At 60.3% G+C, this 20,189-nt stretch carries 17 protein-coding genes and 1 riboswitch; of the genes, 12 read left to right on the top strand and 5 right to left on the bottom strand.

From position 1 onward, the window contains the following. Positions 1-57 precede the first annotated feature (57 nt). The 7 genes from alaC (at position 58) to otnI (ending at position 7,368) form a co-directional block, all read left to right on the top strand. Entirely contained in the window at positions 58-1,266 is a 1,209-nt protein-coding gene (gene alaC, locus RYB09_RS04580) for an alanine transaminase (protein ID WP_316887592.1), read from the top strand. Positions 1,267-1,440: 174 nt separating this feature from the next. Further along, entirely contained in the window at positions 1,441-1,896 is a 456-nt protein-coding gene (locus RYB09_RS04575) for a YkgJ family cysteine cluster protein (protein ID WP_058399842.1), read from the top strand. Positions 1,897-2,123: 227 nt separating this feature from the next. Continuing rightward, positions 2,124-3,029, top strand: a complete 906-nt coding sequence (gene ltnD / locus RYB09_RS04570) for an L-threonate dehydrogenase (protein ID WP_005778759.1) — start codon at positions 2,124-2,126, stop codon at positions 3,027-3,029. Positions 3,030-3,039: 10 nt separating this feature from the next. After that, positions 3,040-4,329, top strand: coding sequence for a 3-oxo-tetronate kinase (gene otnK / locus RYB09_RS04565; RefSeq protein ID WP_058399841.1), 1,290 nt, complete (start codon positions 3,040-3,042; stop codon positions 4,327-4,329). After that, positions 4,329-4,967, top strand: coding sequence for an aldolase (locus tag RYB09_RS04560; protein WP_058399840.1), 639 nt, complete (start codon positions 4,329-4,331; stop codon positions 4,965-4,967). The genes otnK and RYB09_RS04560 overlap by 1 nt, the downstream gene beginning before the upstream one ends. A gap of 135 nt (positions 4,968-5,102) precedes the next feature. Further along, positions 5,103-6,560: an SLC13 family permease gene (locus RYB09_RS04555; protein WP_058407738.1), complete on the top strand. Its 1,458-nt coding sequence runs from the start codon at positions 5,103-5,105 to the stop codon at positions 6,558-6,560. Positions 6,561-6,582: 22 nt separating this feature from the next. Then, positions 6,583-7,368 (top strand): 2-oxo-tetronate isomerase, encoded by a 786-nt coding sequence (otnI, locus tag RYB09_RS04550; protein WP_058399838.1) that lies wholly within the window; start codon positions 6,583-6,585, stop codon positions 7,366-7,368. A 159-nt stretch (positions 7,369-7,527) separates the two neighbouring features. Here otnI and RYB09_RS04545 read toward each other — a convergent pair whose 3' ends face one another. Beyond that, the gene (locus tag RYB09_RS04545) at positions 7,528-7,923 is read right to left on the bottom strand and encodes an acyl-CoA thioesterase (RefSeq protein ID WP_004409331.1); all 396 of its coding nucleotides are present in this window, start codon (positions 7,921-7,923) and stop codon (positions 7,528-7,530) included. A 220-nt stretch (positions 7,924-8,143) separates the two neighbouring features. Continuing rightward, positions 8,144-8,254: riboswitch (S-adenosyl-L-homocysteine riboswitch) on the top strand. A 23-nt stretch (positions 8,255-8,277) separates the two neighbouring features. Here RYB09_RS04545 and ahcY point away from each other — a divergent pair. From ahcY to RYB09_RS04530, 3 genes are all read left to right on the top strand, one after another. Beyond that, complete coding sequence (gene ahcY / locus RYB09_RS04540) at positions 8,278-9,687, top strand: adenosylhomocysteinase (RefSeq protein ID WP_002551710.1); 1,410 nt, start codon at positions 8,278-8,280, stop codon at positions 9,685-9,687. Between the two features lie 150 nt (positions 9,688-9,837). Then, entirely contained in the window at positions 9,838-10,683 is an 846-nt protein-coding gene (gene metF / locus RYB09_RS04535) for a methylenetetrahydrofolate reductase [NAD(P)H] (RefSeq protein WP_057423479.1), read from the top strand. Between the two features lie 310 nt (positions 10,684-10,993). Further along, a complete protein-coding gene (locus tag RYB09_RS04530) occupies positions 10,994-12,871 on the top strand; it encodes a DEAD/DEAH box helicase (RefSeq protein WP_316887591.1) in 1,878 nt (625 codons plus the stop codon). Between the two features lie 646 nt (positions 12,872-13,517). Here the strand turns inward: RYB09_RS04530 and RYB09_RS04525 are convergent. From RYB09_RS04525 to RYB09_RS04515, 3 genes are all read right to left on the bottom strand, one after another. Beyond that, complete coding sequence (locus RYB09_RS04525) at positions 13,518-14,096, bottom strand: YceI family protein (protein WP_054988389.1); 579 nt, start codon at positions 14,094-14,096, stop codon at positions 13,518-13,520. Positions 14,097-14,123: 27 nt separating this feature from the next. Continuing rightward, a complete protein-coding gene (locus RYB09_RS04520) occupies positions 14,124-14,672 on the bottom strand; it encodes a cytochrome b (protein ID WP_002551706.1) in 549 nt (182 codons plus the stop codon). Between the two features lie 356 nt (positions 14,673-15,028). After that, complete coding sequence (locus RYB09_RS04515) at positions 15,029-16,909, bottom strand: flavin monoamine oxidase family protein (protein WP_316887590.1); 1,881 nt, start codon at positions 16,907-16,909, stop codon at positions 15,029-15,031. Positions 16,910-17,118: 209 nt separating this feature from the next. Here RYB09_RS04515 and RYB09_RS04510 point away from each other — a divergent pair, with 209 nt between their 5' ends. Beyond that, positions 17,119-18,525, top strand: a complete 1,407-nt coding sequence (locus RYB09_RS04510; protein ID WP_058399834.1) for an adenosylmethionine--8-amino-7-oxononanoate transaminase — start codon at positions 17,119-17,121, stop codon at positions 18,523-18,525. Between the two features lie 134 nt (positions 18,526-18,659). Further along, positions 18,660-19,379 (top strand): 16S rRNA (uracil(1498)-N(3))-methyltransferase, encoded by a 720-nt coding sequence (locus tag RYB09_RS04505; protein WP_004654353.1) that lies wholly within the window; start codon positions 18,660-18,662, stop codon positions 19,377-19,379. Positions 19,380-19,485: 106 nt separating this feature from the next. Here the strand turns inward: RYB09_RS04505 and trhA are convergent, their stop codons facing one another. After that, complete coding sequence (gene trhA, locus RYB09_RS04500; RefSeq protein WP_044317446.1) at positions 19,486-20,100, bottom strand: PAQR family membrane homeostasis protein TrhA; 615 nt, start codon at positions 20,098-20,100, stop codon at positions 19,486-19,488. Positions 20,101-20,189: the final 89 nt, after the last annotated feature.

Raw genomic sequence — 20,189 nt, 5'->3', positions numbered from 1 at the left:
GCCTCATGTGGCCACGTCGCTCGGACGGTTCCGGGCGCTTACGTACGCGAGATACTCATGGCAGACCAAGGTTCGCCGCGCCGCTTTGCGCGCATCGATCGACTCCCCCCTTACGTGTTCAACATCACCGCCGAGCTGAAAATGGCTGCTCGTCGTCGTGGTGAAGACATTATCGACCTGAGCATGGGCAACCCCGACGGGGCCACACCGCCGCACATTGTCGAAAAACTGATCACCGTCGCCCAGCGCGAAGACACCCACGGCTACTCCACCTCGCGCGGCATTCCACGCCTGCGTCGGGCGATTTCCAACTGGTACAAGAAGCGCTACGAGATCGACATCGACCCTGAAAGCGAAGCGATCGTGACCATTGGTTCCAAGGAAGGCCTGGCCCACCTGATGCTCGCCACGCTGGATCAGGGCGACACGGTGCTGGTGCCCAACCCCAGTTACCCGATCCACATCTACGGTGCCGTGATTGCCGGCGCCCAGGTGCGATCGGTGCCGCTGGTGCCAGGCGTGGACTTCTTCGACGAGCTGGAAAAAGCCATTCGCGGCTCGATTCCCAAGCCGAAGATGATGATTCTGGGCTTTCCGTCCAACCCGACTGCGCAATGTGTGGAGCTGGATTTCTTCGAGCGCGTGGTGGCCCTGGCCAAACAGTACGACGTGCTGGTGGTGCATGACCTGGCGTACGCCGACATCGTCTACGATGGCTGGAAAGCCCCGTCGATCATGCAGGTGCCGGGCGCCAAGGACATTGCAGTCGAGTTCTTCACCCTGTCCAAGAGCTACAACATGGCGGGCTGGCGGATTGGCTTCATGGTCGGCAACCCCGAACTGGTGAATGCACTGGCGCGGATCAAGAGTTACCACGACTACGGTACCTTCACGCCACTGCAGGTGGCGGCGATTGCCGCGCTGGAAGGCGATCAGCAGTGCGTGCTCGACATTGCCGAGCAGTATCGCCAGCGCCGCAACGTGCTGGTCAAAGGCTTGCACGAACTGGGCTGGATGGTCGAAAACCCCAAGGCGTCGATGTACGTCTGGGCAAAGATTCCCGAAGCCTACGCGCATCTGGGCTCGCTGGAGTTCGCCAAGAAGCTGCTGGCCGAAGCCAAGGTGTGTGTCTCGCCGGGCATCGGTTTCGGTGAGTACGGCGACGATCATGTGCGCTTCGCCCTGATCGAGAACCAGGACCGTATCCGCCAGGCCGTGCGCGGCATCCGCAGCATGTTCAGGGCTGACGACAAGCTCAAGTCCTGAGTTCGCCCTTTACGCCATGCCTGCTGACCGAATGCGCTCGGCAGGCATGCGCATCACCACCGATTACGCCCCGCCCTGACTGACCGACAGTCGCCTCGGCAATTTTTACTTACTGCAAATGGCCGCGGACCGGTATGATCGCGCGCCCCGATACACCCGGAATTCTGAAATAAAATGAAACCCACCTTGATCGCCGCCGCAGAACTCGATCGCATCGACACCTGGGCCAAATACTCCAGCCACATGTGCGGGGGCTGCGTATCCAGTTGCTGCACGTTGCCGGTAGAAGTGAAGATCAAGGACCTGATCCGCATCGGCATCGTCGATGAGTTCGAACGCGGCGACCCGGCCAAGAACATCGCCAAGCGTCTGCAGAAAGAAGGCATCGTCGAGCGTTACAACCAGAAGTCGGAAATCTTCACGTTGCAGCGCATGAGCAACAACGACTGCCTGTATCTGGACCGTAAAAGCCGCCTGTGCACCATCTATGACAAGCGCCCGGACACCTGCCGCAACCACCCGAAAGTCGGACCGCGCCCCGGTTATTGCGCCTACAAGCCCAAAGAAGTTGCGCGTCAGGAAAGCGGCTCACTGAGAAACGCCACCAGCGCGCCAGTGCCGAAGTTCTGACCCCTTGGAGGGCTGCGCAACGCGCAGAATATCGGCTCACATCAATCAAGCCCCGGTCAGGGGCTTTTTTGTGGGCGATGGAAAAAGCCTATCGATGTTAATTTTTGTGAAAAATAAAAATACTTCACATTATTTACTCATTGATTCACTATCCGATTCACAGATCAGAACAATAACGCTCGAATGCCAGCGACACAGGCATCGGCACTGACTTTGAGGATTACTGCATGACCAGCAAAAACGTTGGCGTTATCGGCCTGGGTGCGATGGGTCTGGGCATTGCCCGTTCACTGCTGCGTAGCGGCTTCACTGTGCATGCCTGCGATGTGCGCAGTAGCGTGACCGAAGCGTTTGCTCAGGAAGGCGGCGTTGCCTGCCAATCCCCGGCCAGCATGGCCGCTGCCTGCGATGTGATCATTACCGTCGTGGTCAATGCCGAGCAGACCGAAACCGTTCTGTTTGGTGAAAACGGCGCGGTCGCGGCGCTGCGTCCGGGCAGTCTGGTCATCGGTTGCGCCACCGTTGCGCCAACCTTCGCCGTCGAACTTGGCGAGCGTCTGGCCGCACAGAACCTGCTGTACCTCGACGCACCGATCTCCGGCGGCGCCGCCAAGGCTGCCGCTGGCCAGATGACCATGATGACTTCCGGCCCCGCCGAGTCTTACGCCAAGGCCGAAGCCATCCTCAATGGCATGGCCGGCAAGGTATACCGCCTGGGCGACGTCCACGGGCTGGGCTCGAAAGTCAAAATCATCAACCAGTTGCTGGCCGGCGTACACATTGCAGCCAGCGCCGAAGCCATGGCCCTCGGTCTGCGTGAAGGTGTCGATGCTGACGCGCTGTACGAAGTGATCACCAACAGTGCCGGTAACTCGTGGATGTTCGAGAACCGCGTGCCGCACATCCTCAACGCCGATTACACGCCGCTGTCGGCTGTGGATATCTTCGTCAAGGACCTCGGCCTGGTGCTGGATACCGCGCGCAGCAGCAAATTCCCGCTGCCGCTGTCGGCCACCGCACACCAGATGTTCATGCAGGCCTCCAGCGCCGGTTTCGGCCGCGAGGATGACTCGGCAGTGATCAAGATTTTCCCGGGCATCGAATTGCCGAAAGCCAAGCCAGAAAAAGCCTGAGGAGCGACTGATGAGCCTGAACAACGCTCGCCCGCTGCTGGGCTGCATTGCCGATGACTTCACCGGCGCCACCGACCTTGCCAACATGCTGGTGCGCGGCGGCATGCGCACCGTGCAGAGCATCGGCATCCCCAGCGCCGAAATGGCTGCCGGTCTGGACGCCGACGCGATTGTCATCGCCCTGAAATCGCGCACCACGCCAAGCGCCGACGCGGTGGCTGAATCCCTCGCCGCGCTGGAATGGCTGCGCGAGCGCGGTTGCGAGCAGATCTTCTTCAAATATTGCTCGACCTTCGATTCGACCGCCGCTGGCAATATCGGTCAGGTGAGTGAAGCACTGCTGAAACAACTGGACAGCGACTTCACCCTGGCCTGCCCGGCCTTCCCGGAAAACGGCCGCACGATTTTCCGCGGCCACCTGTTCGTACAGGACCAGTTGCTCAGCGAATCGGGCATGCAGAACCACCCACTGACGCCGATGACCGATGCCAATCTGGTGCGCGTGCTGCAAGCGCAGACCACCGGCAAAGTCGGCTTGCTGCGCTATGACACAGTCGCCAACGGTGTGGATAGCGTGCGCAGCAAGATTGCCGAACTGCGCGCCGAGGGCGTGAGCATGGCGATTGCCGACGCCCTGTCGGACGCGGACCTGTACACACTGGGCGCAGCCTGCGCTGACCTGCCACTGCTGACCGGCGGCTCGGGGCTGGCATTGGGCTTGCCGGGCAATTTCCGCAAAGCGGGCAAGCTGCGTGACATTGATGCAGCCAAACAGATCGCTATCAGCGGCGGCGAAGTGGTGTTGGCGGGCAGCGCTTCGGTTGCCACCAATGGCCAGGTCGCGGCCTGGCTGGAAGACAATCGCCCTGCGCTGCGCATAAACCCGCTGGATCTGGCGGCAGGCAAGCCGGTGGTCGAGCAGGCGCTGGCCTTTGCCAGAGACGCCGGGCAAACCGTGTTGATCTACGCCACCAGCACTCCGGATGAAGTCAAAGCCGTGCAGAAAGAGCTGGGTGTTGAACGCTCCGGTGCCATGGTCGAGGCCGCGTTGGGCGAGATCGCCAAGGGGCTGCTGAACGCTGGTGTGCGCCGTTTTGTAGTCGCCGGTGGCGAAACCTCCGGTGCGGTGGTTCAGGCGTTGGGCGTGCAACTGTTGCAGATCGGCGCACAGATCGACCCGGGCGTTCCGGCCACGGTCAGCAGCGGCGCACAACCGCTGGCACTGGCGCTCAAGTCCGGTAATTTCGGCGCTCGCGACTTCTTCGCCAAAGCCCTCAAGCAACTGGCGGGGGCAGCCTGATGATTGATGAAAACGCCCTGCGTCAGGAAATCTGCGACGTCGGCAGGCTGTTGTATGGCCGCGGCTACACGGTGGGCAGCGCCGGCAACATCAGCGCGCGGCTCGACGATGGCTGGCTGATCACCCCGACCGACGCCTGCCTGGGCCGCATGGACCCGGCGGATATCGCCAAGGTCAATCTGGCCGGTGAATGGGTATCGGGTAGCAAGCCGTCCAAGACCCTGGCCCTGCACCGCGAAGTCTACGACCGCAACCCTGAAGTCGGCGGCGTGGTGCACACCCACTCGACGCATCTGGTCGCCTTGACCCTGGCCGGGGTGTGGCAGGAGGACGACATTCTGCCGCCGCTGACGCCGTATCAGGTCATGAAGGTCGGGCATATCCCGCTGATCCCTTACCAGCGTCCGGGCTCGCCGAAAGTCGCCGAGCGCGTGGCGGAACTGGCCAACAGTGTGCGCGGCGTGATGCTCGAGCGGCTCGGCCCGGTGGTCTGGGAAAGCTCGGTGGCCAAGGCTTGCTACGCCCTGGAGGAACTGGAAGAGACTGCCCGTCTGTGGCTGATGAGCAACCCCAAACCTGCACCGCTGGACCCGGCGGCGCTTGAAGAGCTGCGTCAGGTGTTCGGCGCCAGGTGGTAACGAGCACACGGTGATCGGGGAGCGCATTGCGCCTCCCGGTCGAAAAACAATAACAACAGGAATCGAGAGCATGACTCACCCCTACCCCGCTGTTTCGTTGTCAGTCTTTACCACCATTGACCGGAGTGCACGGGCATGACGCCGCTCATGTTGATGGTCGTGGCCGGTGCGGGCATCGCACTGCTGTTGTTTCTGGTGCTCAAATACAAATTCCAGCCCTTCGTCGCCCTGATGCTGGTCAGCATTATCGTGGCGCTGGTCGCCGGTGTTAAACCGGCAGACTTGGTTGCCACCATCGAAGGCGGCATGGGCAAGACGCTCGGCCATATCGCGATCATCATCGCGCTGGGCGCGATGATCGGGCGCATCATCGAGCTGTCCGGCGGGGCCGAAGCACTGGCCAAGACCCTGATCAACCGCTTCGGCAACAAGCGCACGCCTCTGGCGCTGACCATTGCGGGTTTCATGGTCGGTATTCCGGTGTTCTTTGAGGTCGGCGTGATCATCCTCATGCCGCTGGCTTACGGTGTGGCGCGTGCGGCACGCAAGCCGCTGCTGATTTTCGCGCTGCCGATGTGCGCCGCCTTGCTCGCCGTGCATGCGTTTCTGCCGCCACACCCTGGTGCGGTCGCCGCTGCCAGTCAGTTGGGCGCGGACCTTGGACGGGTGCTGATGCTGGGCATTCCGATCGTTGCGGTGCTGTGCATGATCGGCTACTTCGTCGCGGGCCGCATGACCCGCAAGACCTACCCGATGACCGACGATATCCGCGCCGAAGTCTACGGCCCGCACGTTACCAACGAAGACCTGGAAGCCTGGGCCCGCAACGATTATTCCGCTGTGCGTGAAGCCACTGAAACCAGAACCCTGGGCGCAGAAGAGACCGCCAGCAGCCTGGCGAGCAAACTGCCGCCAGCGCCTGCACCGGGTTTCGGGCTGATCATCGCGCTCATTCTGTTGCCGATCGTGCTGATTCTGATGGGCACCCTGGCGACGACCATGTTGCCTGCAACGTCGACGCTGCGTGCAGTGCTGACCGTTCTCGGTGCGCCGCTTGTGGCATTGCTGATCGATACCCTGCTGTGCGCATGGCTGTTGGGCTCGCGTCGTGGCTGGAGCCGCACTCAGGTGTCCGATGTGATCGGCTCGGCCTTGCCGGGTGTGGCGATGGTGATCCTGATTGCCGGTGCCGGTGGCGTGTTTGGCAAGGTGCTGGTCGACACCGGCATTGGTGCGGTGGTCTCCGAGGCGCTGCGTAACACCGGTCTGCCGGTACTCGCGCTGGGCTTCCTGCTGACCCTGCTGCTGCGCGCTGTTCAGGGTTCGACCACCGTTGCACTGGTGACCACTGCAGGCATTCTCAGCCCGCTGATCGCCACGCTGGACCTGAGCGCCAACCACCTGGCTCTATTGTGCCTGGCGATGGGCGGTGGCGGTCTGGCCATGTCGCACATCAATGATGCCGGTTACTGGATGTTCACCAAGCTGGCAGGCCTCAACGTCGCCGACGGCTTGCGCACCTGGACCGTACTGGTCACGCTGCTCGGCACACTGGGCTTCGTGATCACCCTGCTGCTTTGGCCATTCGTCTGACCCTTTGAAGACTGGAGTTAACATGCCTCGTTTTGCCGCCAACCTCAGCATGCTGTACCCGCAGCATGATTTTCTTGAGCGCTTTGCCGCAGCCGCCGCCGATGGTTTCGGCGCGGTCGAGTACCTGTTCCCCTACGCCTACAGCACTCAGGAACTCAAGCAGCGCCTGAGCGACAACGGTCTGGTGCAGGCGCTGTTCAACGCTCCGCCGGGCGACTGGGAGGCAGGCGAGCGAGGCATTGCCACGCTGCCGGGCCGTGAAGCGGAATTTCGCAGCGGTATCGAGCAGGCCTTGGAATATGCGCAGGTGCTGGGCAATGACCGAGTGCATGTCATGGCTGGCTTGCTGGCCGATGAAAGCTTGCGTGAGCGTCATCAGGCGGTCTATCTGGAGAATCTGGCGTTCGCGGCTCAGCAAGCCAAGCGCGCAGGTGTCACGATTCTGATCGAGCCGATCAACACCCGCGACATGCCGGGCTTCTTCCTCAACCGTCAGGATCAGGCACAGGAAATCTGCAGACTGGTGGGCGCTGATAATCTGAAGGTGCAGTTCGACTGCTACCACTGCCAGATCGTCGAAGGCGACCTGACCAGCAAGCTGCGCCGGGACTTTGCGGGCATTGGCCATATCCAGATTGCAGGCGTCCCGGATCGTAACGAGCCGAACCTGGGCGAGCTGAACTACGAACACCTGTTCAACGTGATCGACGAGTTGGGCTACAGCGGCTGGATCGGCTGCGAATACCGCCCGAAAGGCGACACCAGCGTGGGTCTGGCGTGGTTGCGCAAGCTACAAGCCAAGGGCTGAAACACGCGGGATAGACGACGCGGAGCGTCGTGAACGGCATTCCCACGCGGAGCGTGAGGAACGATCATTCTGTAACTGTCGTGCCCGGGAAAACACTATCGTGCGACGCTCCGCGTCGCATGCCGTTCTGGACGCTCCGCGTCCGATCTTGAAGAGGTATCAGTCCTCTACGTCGAACTGGTCCTTTATATAGCGGATTTCAGTCCGGCCGTGCGGCGCTGGCTGGCCGTCTTCATCGAGGTTGACGAAGACGATCTTGTCGACAGTCAAAATGCTTTTGCGGGTGATCTTGTTGCGCACCTGGCATTTGAGGGTGATCGAGGTGCGGCCGAATTCCGTGGCGGTGATGCCCAGCTCGATGATGTCGCCCTGACGCGAGGCGCTGACAAAGTTGATTTCCGAGATGTACTTGGTCACCACGCGCTGGTTACCCAACTGGACAATCGCGTAGATCGCCGCTTCTTCATCGATCCAGCGCAGCAGGCTACCACCGAACAATGTGCCGTTAGGGTTGAGGTCTTCGGGCTTGACCCACTTGCGGGTGTGGAAATTCATGTTCACTCCTGAGCGTCTGGCCGGTAGAGATGCGCATGATGGCAGAGCCGGCGGCCCACGCCCATGTCTGCGTCATAGCAACTGTGCATCGACCCGATTACAGGCAGATGGCAATTGCATGGCCTTTAAACCGACAGAAAGCCTTGGGAAGAATCGCGAGCGCAGCTATACTGCCCAACGTTTCAAAACGGTCATCCACGCTTGATACCGTTCCCGCCACCTGTCCGAGGGGCGCTGCAGCAGGTTTTCCCTGTCAGGCTCGGATGGGGCGTTGTTTGCCAGGACGATCCTCGACCGGCAAACCTTAAACGCACAACGGCGCCCATTCGCATTTTTATGGAATGGAGACTCTCAATGAGTGCTGTAATCACGCCCGCAGAATTTAATGACTACAAGGTTGCCGACATTTCCCTGGCCGCCTGGGGTCGTCGCGAAACCATCATTGCCGAATCCGAAATGCCTGCCCTGATGGGTCTGCGTCGCAAATACGCTGGTGATCAGCCGCTGAAAGGCGCGAAGATTCTGGGCTGCATCCACATGACCATTCAGACCGCCGTGCTGATCGAAACCCTGGTTGCCCTGGGTGCCGAAGTTCGCTGGTCGTCGTGCAACATTTTCTCCACTCAGGACCAGGCTGCTGCGGCCATCGCTGCTGCCGGCATTCCTGTGTTCGCCTGGAAGGGCGAAACCGAAGAAGAATACGAGTGGTGCATCGAGCAGACCATCCTCAAGGATGGCCAGCCATGGGACGCCAACATGATTCTCGACGACGGCGGCGACCTGACCGAGATCATCCACAAGAAATACCCGGCGATGCTGGACAAGATCCACGGCGTCACCGAAGAAACCACCACTGGCGTTCACCGCCTGCTGGACATGCTGGCCAAGGGCGAGCTGAAAATTCCGGCCATCAACGTCAACGACTCGGTGACCAAGAGCAAGAACGACAACAAGTACGGCTGCCGTCACAGCCTGAACGACGCCATCAAGCGCGGCACCGACCACTTGCTGTCCGGCAAGCAGGCACTGGTGATCGGCTACGGTGACGTGGGCAAGGGCTCGGCCCAGTCGCTGCGTCAGGAAGGCATGATCGTCAAAGTGACCGAAGTCGATCCGATCTGCGCCATGCAGGCCTGCATGGACGGTTTCGAGCTGGTCTCGCCGTTCATCGACGGTGAAAACGACGGTACCGAAGCAAGCATCGACAAGGCTCTGCTGGGCAAGATCGACCTGATCGTGACCACCACCGGTAACGTCAACGTTTGTGATTCGAACATGCTCAAAGCGCTGAAAAAACGCGCTGTGGTGTGCAACATCGGTCACTTCGACAACGAAATCGACACCGCTTTCATGCGCAAGAACTGGGCATGGGAAGAAGTGAAGCCACAGGTTCACAAGATCCATCGTACCGGCCCAGGCTCGTTCGACGCACAGAACGACGACTACCTGATCCTGCTGGCCGAAGGCCGTCTGGTAAACCTGGGTAACGCCACTGGCCACCCAAGCCGCATCATGGATGGCTCGTTCGCCAACCAGGTTCTGGCGCAGATCTTCCTCTTCGAGCAGAAGTACGCCGACCTGGCACCGGCCAAGAAAGCCGAGCGTCTGACCGTTGAAGTGCTGCCGAAGAAACTCGACGAAGAAGTGGCCCTGGAAATGGTCCGCGGCTTCGGCGGCGTTGTGACCAAGCTGACCAAGACCCAGGCCGATTACATCGGCGTGACTGTCGAAGGTCCGTTCAAGCCGCACGCGTATCGCTACTGATTGAGCAGGCTCGGTCCGCTTCTTACGCAGAAGCGGATCGAGCGTGATCAGCCATCACCGGCAGCACTCGCTGCCCCGGTGATGCTCAGTATCTGAAGGCCGTTCCGGCCTTTTCGCGAACAAGTTCGCTCCTAAGACGAGATCGGCTCCATGTCTCAAGAACGCCGCTTCAGCTTCGAGTTCTTTCCTACCAAGACCGACGCTGGACATGAAAAGCTGCTGACCGTTGCTCGTCAGTTGGCTACGTACAACCCCGATTTTTTCTCCTGCACTTACGGTGCCGGTGGTTCTACCCGCGACCGCACGCTCAATACCGTGCTGCAGCTGGAGAACGAAGTAAAAGTGCCTGCCGCACCGCATTTGTCGTGCGTTGGCGACAGCAAGGAAGATTTGCGCAACCTGCTGGCTCAGTACAAGGATGCGGGTATCAAACGCATCGTGGCCCTGCGCGGCGACCTGCCTTCCGGCATGGGTATGGCCAGCGGTGAGCTGCGTCACGCCAATGACCTGGTGAAATTCATCCGTGAAGAAACCGGCAGCCACTTTCACATAGAAGTCGCCGCCTACCCGGAAATGCACCCTCAGGCGCGCAATTTCGAAGACGACCTCAAGCACTTCGTCAACAAGGCCAACGCCGGCGCCGACAGTGCGATCACGCAGTACTTCTTCAACGCCGACAGCTATTTCAACTTCGTCGAGCGGGTCGAGAAGATGGGCGTCAGCATTCCGATCGTGCCGGGCATCATGCCGATCACCAACTACAGCAAGCTCGCACGCTTTTCGGATGCGTGCGGTGCGGAAATCCCGCGCTGGATCCGCAAACAGCTGGAAGCCTATGGCGATGACGTGCAAAGCATTCAGGCGTTTGGCGAAGAAGTCATCACGCAGATGTGTGAACGACTGCTGCAAGGCGGCGCCCCTGGCCTGCACTTCTACACCCTGAACCAGGCAGAACCGAGCCTGGCGGTGTGGAATAACCTGCAATTGCCACGCTGATACCGCTGTAAAGCCGCGATCTGTCGGGCTATTCCCGGGAGATCGCGGCTTGATACACCGTTGGGCAGCAGGAAAGCGGCGTATTGCGTTCGCTCTGTTATACTCCAGCCTTCCCGCCAGGCTTACGCCCGGAGGCCCGGTCTTGAAATCGTCACTCGTTCACGCCAACAGCGCAATTTTCATCAAGCGCAGACGTCACGAGATGCACTGAAGACCCGGCAGGACCGGACGGGATCGCGTTGTCTTTACACGCCATTCGCGCCAGGCAAGACATCCCTTGAGCTTAAGCTCCAACAGAACAGGATTACTCATGTCCTTTGCTTCCCTCGGTCTCTCCGAGGCTTTAGTCCGCGCCATCGAGGCAGCGGGCTATACCCAGCCTACCCCCGTGCAACAGCGGGCCATTCCCGCCGTGTTGCAAGGTCGTGACCTGATGGTTGCGGCACAGACCGGTACTGGTAAAACCGGCGGTTTCGCCCTCCCTATTCTGGAGCGGCTGTTTCCCAATGGTGTTCCGGACAAATCCCAGCGTCACGGCCCGCGCCAACCGCGCGTTCTGGTCCTGACCCCCACCCGCGAACTGGCCGCACAAGTGCACGAGAGCTTCAAGCTCTATGCCCGCGACCTGAAGTTCGTCAGCGCCTGCATTTTCGGCGGCGTCGGCATGAACCCGCAGGTTCAGGCCATGTCCCGTGGTGTGGACGTACTGGTAGCCTGCCCCGGCCGCCTGCTCGACCTGGCCGGTCAAGGCAGTGTCGATTTGTCCCACGTTGAAATTCTGGTGCTCGATGAAGCAGACCGGATGCTCGACATGGGCTTCGTCCATGACGTCAAGAAGGTCCTCGCGCGGCTGCCGGCCAAGCGTCAGAACCTGCTGTTCTCGGCGACCTTCTCCAATGACATCACGTCGTTGGCTGGCAAGCTGCTGCACAACCCCGAGCGCATCGAAGTCACGCCGCCAAACACCACGGTCGAGCGTATCGAGCAACGGGTTTTCCGCCTTGCCGCCAACCACAAGCGTTCGCTGCTCGCGCATTTGATCACTGTCGGTGCCTGGGAACAGGTGCTGGTCTTCACCCGCACCAAGCACGGTGCCAACCGTCTGGCCGAGTACCTGGACAAGCACGGCCTTGCGGCTGTCGCGATCCACGGCAACAAGAGCCAGAACGCCCGTACCAAGGCACTGGCCGACTTCAAGGCAGGTGATGTACGCATCATGGTCGCGACCGATATCGCCGCACGCGGCCTGGATATCGACCAACTGCCGCATGTCGTCAACTTCGAGCTGCCAAACGTCGATGAAGACTACGTTCACCGTATCGGCCGTACCGGCCGGGCCGGTCGTTCGGGTGAAGCCATTTCCCTGGTTGCGCCGGACGAAGAGAAGCTGCTCAAAAGCATTGAGCGCATGACTAAACAGAAGATCGCTGATGGCGACCTGATGGGCTTCGACATCACCGCAGTCGAGGCTGAAAAACCGGAAGTGCGTGAGCGTCCGGATGTTCGCAACTCCCGTGGTGCACGTCCTGCAGGCGACAAGAACAACGGCGGTCGTCGCGACAAGGGCAAGGACAAAGGCAAGGAAAAACCTGCCGCTGCATCCGCCACTGGCGAACGCCCTGCAAGGCAGCCACGCGAAAAAAAACCTCGTGAGGGCACGCCTCGCAGCGAACAGCGTGCATCGCAGCCATCCATACCGCGTCCGGCGCCCGATCGTGCGCCGGACGAGTTCCGTGACGATGAAGTAGACAACTTCGGCAATCGTGCTGACTACGTCAGTCCTTATCAGGGAAAAGGCCAGAATCGTGGTCGTCGTCCTGCAGCAGCACCCGGTGCAGCTCCGGCTGCTGGCGGCGCAGCTCGCCCAGCCAATTCGGGTCGACCTGCGGGCGGCGCTCGTAACGGTTCCGGTACTGGCGCGCCAAAGCGCAACGGTTCGGGTTCATCGGCTCCGCGTTCGCGTGATGGTCAGCCACGTGGCCGTCGCCCGGCACGTGAAGATCAGCCCTTGCCGCGTGAAGGTCAGGAGCCAGCCGTGCGTGCCCCGCGCGACGGTCAGCCTCAGCCGAAGATCGTGCATAAGGAATCCAAGATCGACCGTTTCCCGTCTGCCGAGCAGCTGGACCAGTTGCCGAGCCGCCCACGCGGTGAAAAACCGGCCCTGCTGACCCGCAACCGCGACAGCTGATAGCCACGCAACACCCAAAACGCCCCGACTTGCTCGGGGCGTTTTTGTTTGTGGCCCTGGAGGATGTTGATCATCGCTCCCACGCTCCGCGTGGTAGCGCAGTTCTGGACGCTCTGCGCCCTCTTTATGGCGCTCCGCGTCACACAAGGGCTCTGCGATGTCAGTTAAATATATTCCAGACTCAAGCCCCCTTTTCGCCCCTCGGCGACCTACTTTGATGGGGCCAAAGTAGGCAAACCCCCTCGCTCCTGTTTCCGGCCCGACTTCGTCGGGTTCCTTCGCCCTGTCACTGATCCGGGGGCCCGCCGCAACGGGCCATCCATGGCCCGGTGCGGCTTGCTCGGCGTCCTGCCGAGCATCCCCCGGATCAGCGTCAGGACTCAGCCGTCACTAAGGTCGCAATCTGAGTCGTCAGTGCCATTGTGATAAAAAAGCGCTTTATTCATCTCCACGCTCTGCGTGGTAGCGCAGTCCTGGACGCTCCGCGTCCGATCTTGAGACGGCAGCGCGGCTCAGACCTGTGACGCAGAGCGTCACGAACTGCATGCCAATGCGGAGGATTGGCACGATAGTTATCTCAGGAAGTTTCAGCGCACCAACAAAAACGCCGACCCAAGGGTCGGCGTTTTGTCGATCAGGCGTGCAATTACTTCTTCTGTACGCCTTCGAAGGTGATGTCCAGATCCAGCGTCTGCGACGTCGGGCCAGGGCCTTTGATGCCGAAGTCGTTCAGGTTCAGCGTCGAAGTGCCGTTGAAGCCAGCACGGTAGCCGCCCCACGGATCCTTGCCTTCGCCGTTGAAGGTTGCCTTGATCACGATTGGCTTGGTCACGCCGTGCAGGGTCAGGTCGCCAGTCACGTCAGCAGTTTTCTCACCGGTCGATTTGACGCTGGTGGAAACGAACTTGGCTTCCGGGTATTTGGCAACGTCCAGGAAGTCCTTGCTGGCGATGTGCTTGTCGCGCTCGGCATGGTTGGTGAACAGGCTGGCGGTTTTCAGCTCGACATTGATTTTGCTGGCTTCAGGCTTGGCAGCATCAAAGCTGAACGTGCCGTCCCAGTCCTTGAAAGTACCGTGAATGAAGCTGTAGCCCAGGTGGCTGATCTTGAAGTCAACGAATGCGTGCTGACCTTCCTTGTCGATAACGTAGTCGGCAGCCATGGCCTGGCCAGCAGACAACAGTGCAGTACCCAGAGCCAGAGCGGCGAGAGACTTCTTCAACATGCTTTTATTCCCGTTTTGGTTGAACAATCAATTACGACCCAGCATACGCTTGAGGGTCACATCGCGATCGATGAAGTGGTGTTTCAATGCAGCAAGACCATGGAGCCCCGCGAATATCACGATGACCCAGGCCAGATACAGGTGAATCCAGCCCGCCGTTTCTGCCTGATCAGGAAGGCCCGAAACCAGCGCGGGCACATCGAACAGGCCGAATACCGGAATCCCCACGCCGTCAGCGGTGGAGATGAGGTAACCGGCAAACATCACGGCAAACAGTGCTACATACAAAAACAGGTGACCGAATGCGGCACCGATGCGCGTCAACTTACTGTAGCTGGTCAACGGCGGCGGTGGCGGGCTGAGCAGACGCCAGACCACGCGGATCAACATGATCGCAAACAGGGTGATACCAATACTCTTGTGCAGATCAGGGCCTGCCTTGCGCCACGTATCGTAGTAATCCAGCCCGACCATCCACAGCCCCAGCGCGAACATACCAAACACGACAGCAGCCACACCCCAGTGCAGCACCATGCTGACCAGACCGTAGCGAGAGGATGAATTACGTAGCTGCATTACCAGTACCTTGTCAGAAGTGTTACCAGACTAGCTTTTTATCTATCGAATGAAAGCGCAAAATTTCGCTCGGACATATCGAACAATACGATAGGTCTGTTGGACGTTTCGTACGCCGGTTCTGCTGGTTACACCAACACCTGACAGGCTTTACAGCATCTCAGGCTGTCCTCGCTGCGGCAGCATCTCGATAATTTGCCGTCAGTAATACTTTGCAATGACCATCGGCCGTTCGATACCGATGAACGGCATGATCCGCTCAGATATCCCCAGCCCACACAGACAGAACGAATTCAGCGGGCAAAAAAAAAGGACGCGGTATACACCGCGTCCTCTTTCGCTCAGCTATTACCCGGTCAGTTGTTAACGTCTGCGGGCGCTGTTTCAGCAGGGGTTTTGGCAGGAGCCGGTTTGCTCTGAGCCTTTTTCGCTGCCTCTTTTTTCGCAGCTTCCTTTTTTGCTGCTTCTTTCTTCGCCGCTTCTTTTTTGGCGGCTTCCTTGCTCTGCGGCTTTTTCGCAGGTTCAGCCTTGGTCGCCGGTTTCTTCGCAGGCTCGGCTTTAACCGGCGGCTTGGCAGGCTGAACCACCGGTGCAACCACGGGCGCCGGAGCAACAGCCGGTGCAGGCGCTGGAGCAGGCTCTACAGCCTTCTCTACCGGAGCAGGTGCCGGGGCCGGGGCCGGTTCTTCAGCACCACCAAACATGCGCGAAAAGAAGCCTGGCTTGTCGGCCTGCGGCTTGGCAGCTTCAGCCGGTTTGTCGGACGAACCGCCGAACATGTTGCTGAAGAAATTGCCTTCGGACTTCTGCGAAGCCGGGGCCGGCGCTTTCGGCGGTGCAACCTTGACCGGTTCGAACGACTTGCCAGCGGCCAGATCCTGGACCTGACCGGCCGCACGCTGACCGCTGCGCAAGGCACCTTCCAGAGTGCCGGGGTACAAGGTGTCGGTGTGCTCGCCAGCAAAGGCTACGCGCAGAATCGGCCGCTCCCACAGACGCCAGTATTTACTGATCTGGCCGGGACCGAATGCCAGGTAGGAACCACCGGTGGACGGGTCGACGCTGTAACGGCGGATTTCATAGCCGGTGTAGGCGCCGCGTGCTTCAGGGTAGAACGCATGCAGACGGATCAGCACCTGATCGACCATCTGCTTGTCGCCGAAGGCTTGCATGATGCGTGCGTTGTCGCCGGACAGGTTGATCACCACGTTGGCGCCGCCCTTGAGCGCGGGCTCTACCCACAGCATGCCCAGACCGGTGTTGCTGAACACTTCACCGGACATGCGTGCCTTGCTGTCCCAGACCGGGGTCTTGAACTTGAGCATGATCTGGTCGCGCCAGCCGTAGTTGGTGCTCTTGATCGCGCCCATGTGCTGAGCGTCCAGCGCAGGCGTCATCTGGATCTTGCCCAGCGAACGCAACGGCACGGCCATGACCACGTAATCCGCCGTGTAGCTGGTCGCGCCAGCCTTGACGGTGACCTTGTCCTTCTCTTGGACGACTGCCGTCACCGGCGAGTTGGTCTTGACGGTCTTGAGTTGCTTGACGAACGCCTGGGTCAGCACCGCACTGCCTCCGGGCAGGCGCGCAGCACGCAAGTCACGCTCGTCGACCGAGCGATAAACCCGCGATTGCTGGGCGAGGTACAGCAACGACAGGCGCGAAGGCTCGTCGTAGCGGGTACGGATCTGCTGATTGATCAACTGACGCGCCGTAGCAGGCAGGTTCAGACGGTCCAGCCAGTTGGCGACGTTGATCTGGTCCAGCGCAAACAGCGTGCTGTTGGACGCCGGGTTTTCCGGGTCGTCAACCGAACGCGCGAGGTTATCCAGCGTGTCGTTGTAGCGCTTGATGGCTTCGGCGGTCGCCGGCTGCTTGACGGCCAGGTCAGCCTGGGTGAAGTACACACCGTCGATCAGGTAGCTGGGCGTGCGTACGAATTCAGGCGCGGGCACGGTAGTCAGCTTGAAGCTGTCCAGGTAGCGGTTCAGCACAGGCTGAGCCTTGGTGTTGCCGATCCACTCGCTGGTCGCCAGACCGGAGCGTCCACCCAGACTCGGCTTGGCTTCCAGCACCGTCACCTGCCAGCCTTTGGCCTGCAGTTCATAGGCGGCAGTCAAACCTGCCAGACCACCACCGACGACAATGGCGGTTCGTTGTTTTTCATCGGCGAGCGTCGAAACGCTGACCAACCCTGCCACTATCAGCGCACAGGCGCGCAGCCAACCAGAAAGCATTCGGCGAACTCCAGAAAACATAGGGAAGATTGGGCAAGTCAGCCCGGCACATCGACTTGCTGCGCAGGATACGCGAGCCATCAAATAGCCGCCAGCAATGTCCATCAGCCGTTAAAACTGCATCAAAGGTTGTTCCGCAGCCGGGCATTGCATAGGCTTGCGCGATTGTTCGTCCTCGCATCAGGCGAGTCGCTACCCGGAGATTGAAAATGGGCCTCAATGACCAGTGGATGCAACGTGACCTGAAGGTCCTGTGGCACCCCTGCACCCAGATGAAAGACCACGAAAATCTGCCGTTGATACCGATCAGGCGCGGTGAAGGCGTATGGCTTGAAGACTTCGAAGGCAAGCGTTATCTGGACGCTGTCAGTTCCTGGTGGGTCAACGTTTTCGGGCACGCCAACCCGCGCATCAACCAGCGCATCAAGGATCAGGTCGACCAGCTGGAGCACGTGATTCTTGCCGGCTTCAGTCATCAGCCGGTCATCGAGCTGTCCGAACGGCTGGTCAAACTGACGCCCGAGGGCCTGAACCGCTGCTTCTACGCCGACAATGGCTCATCGTGCATTGAAGTCGCGCTGAAGATGAGTTTTCACTACTGGCTCAATCGCGGCCAGCCAGACAAGAAACGCTTCGTCACCCTGACCAACAGCTACCACGGCGAGACCATGGCGGCGATGTCGGTGGGCGACGTGCCGTTGTTTACCGAAACCTACAAGGCGCTGCTGCTCGACACCATCAAGGTACCGAGCCCCGACTGCTATCACCGCCCGGACGGCATGAGCTGGGAAGAGCATTCGCGCAACATGTTCGCCGCCATGGAACAGACCCTCGCCGAACACCACGCCAGCGTTGCAGCAGTAATCGTCGAACCGCTGATTCAGGGCGCAGGCGGCATGCGCATGTATCACCCCGTCTACCTCAAGCTGCTGCGCGAAGCCTGCGACCGCTACGGCGTGCACCTGATCCACGATGAAATCGCCGTGGGTTTCGGCCGCACCGGCACCATGTTCGCCTGTGAACAAGCGGGTATCCGCCCGGATTTCCTCTGCCTGTCAAAGGCCCTGACCGGTGGTTACCTGCCGCTGGCGGCCTGCCTGACCACCGATGATGTGTACGACGCGTTCTACGACGACTACCCGACCCTGCGTGCGTTCCTGCACTCGCACAGCTACACCGGCAACCCGCTGGCCTGTGCGGCGGCGCTGGCGACACTGGATATCTTCGAGCAGGACAACGTCATCGAGAACAACAAGGCCCTGGCGCAGCGTATGGCGACAGCCACGGCGCATCTGGTGGACCATCCACATGTGGCGGAAGTGCGTCAGACCGGCATGGCCATCGCTATCGAAATGGTTCAGGACAAAGCCACCAAGACCGCCTACCCGTGGCAGGAACGGCGTGGCATGAAGGTCTTTCAGCATGCGCTGGAACGTGGCGCATTGCTGCGGCCACTGGGCAGTGTGGTGTATTTTCTGCCGCCGTATGTGATCACCCCGGAGCAGATCGACTTTCTGGCCGAGGTGGCTACCGAGGGCATTGATATCGCTACGCGCAGCAGTGTCAGTGTTGCCGTGCGCGAGAACTTTCATCCGGACTTCAGGGATCCGGGTTAGGGGCTAAAACCAAATGCAGCCGGACTGGCGCCTTCGCGAGCAAGCTCGCTCCCACTGGCTGGGGCTTGTCCGAGCGACCTTAGCTGGCTCGCGAATGCACCCTCACAGAACGAACACCGGAACCGAGACACACCATGAGACTGTCCCGCTTTTTTACTGAAGCGCCGCTGAGCCTGGGCGAGCACGAACTGCCTGAGGCCCAGGCGCATTACATCAGCCGCGTGCTGCGCATGACCGAAGGTGACGCGCTTCAACTGTTCGACGGATCGGGCCAGGAGTTTCGCGGCACCTTGCTGGAAGTCGGCAAGAAGCGCGTGCATGTGCAACTGACCGAAAGCTTTGCCGGGCAGGTCGAGTCAGGCCTGCGCATCCACTTGGGCCAGGGCTTGTCGCGTGGCGAACGCATGGACTGGGCTATTCAAAAGGCCACCGAGCTGGGCGTCAGCGAAATTACCCCGATTGTCAGCGAACGCTGCGAGGTGCGCCTGAAGGACGAACGCGCCGAGAAGCGCCAGGCGCACTGGCAACAGATCGCAATCAGCGCCTGCGAGCAGTGCGGTCGATCGGTGGTGCCGGTGATTCATGCCCCGATGCCGCTGGCCGAGTGGATCAAGCACACCGAGGCCGACCTGAAACTGGTCCTGCACCCGGTGGCTGAACCTCTGACCAGCCATGACAAGCCTGCCAGCCTGGCCTTTCTGATTGGTCCGGAAGGCGGTCTGAACGATGCGGAAGTCGATCAGGCGCAAGATGCCGGCTTCCACGCCGCGCGCCTCGGCCCGCGCGTCCTGCGCACTGAAACCGCCCCAGTGGTCGCGCTCAGCGTGGCGCAGCAGTTGTGGGGCGATTTCTGATCATTTGATGCGTCCTCAAAGGCGCTGCACGCTCAGAGTCAGACACCGGCTCGCTCCCACAAGGATTTGCATATACCCAGCCATTGAGGCCTGAACCTGGCCACTTTCACAGCACATAAAAACAAATCGCCACGAAGTGCATCAAACTGCCGCCGATCACGAACAGGTGCCAGATGCCGTGAAAGTGGCGGATCTGGTCGTAGGCGAAGAATAGAATGCCGACGGTGTACAGCACGCCGCCGCCGGCCAGCCAGATGAAGCCCGCCAGGCCGAGCGCAGCAATCAGCGGTTTGACCGCCACGAGGACGATCCAGCCCATCACGGCGTAGATCACGATGGACATGATTCGCGCTTCAGAGCGGGGTTTTATCTCCTGCAGAATGCCGATCAGCGCCAGCCCCCAGACGATACCGAACAGGGTCCAGCCCCACGCGCCGCGCAATGTCACAAGACAGAACGGCGTGTAGCTGCCCGCAATCATAAGGTAGATCGAAAAGTGATCGACCTTCTGCATGATCGATTTCGAACGGCCCTTGACGCTGTGGTAGATCGTCGAAACGCTGTACAGCGTGACCAGGCAGGCACCATAGATCGCAATACTGACCACTTTCCAGACATCGCCGTGCAGACTCGCCATCACCAATAGCCAGATTGCGCCGACACCTGCCAGCACTGCGCCCACCAGGTGGGACCAGGCGTTGAATTTTTCTCCGTAATACATCCGCTCAATACCCTCTTGTGGCAAAACACTGGGAGCAGAGGCTCGCGGTTATTGAAACAAACCGCAACACCCTGTTTCAGTGACGGATA

Source organism: Pseudomonas syringae group sp. J254-4 (genome assembly GCF_032586855.1).
Classification (GTDB): domain Bacteria; phylum Pseudomonadota; class Gammaproteobacteria; order Pseudomonadales; family Pseudomonadaceae; genus Aquipseudomonas; species Aquipseudomonas amygdali.
This window is presented reverse-complemented; position numbering and strand designations above follow the sequence as displayed.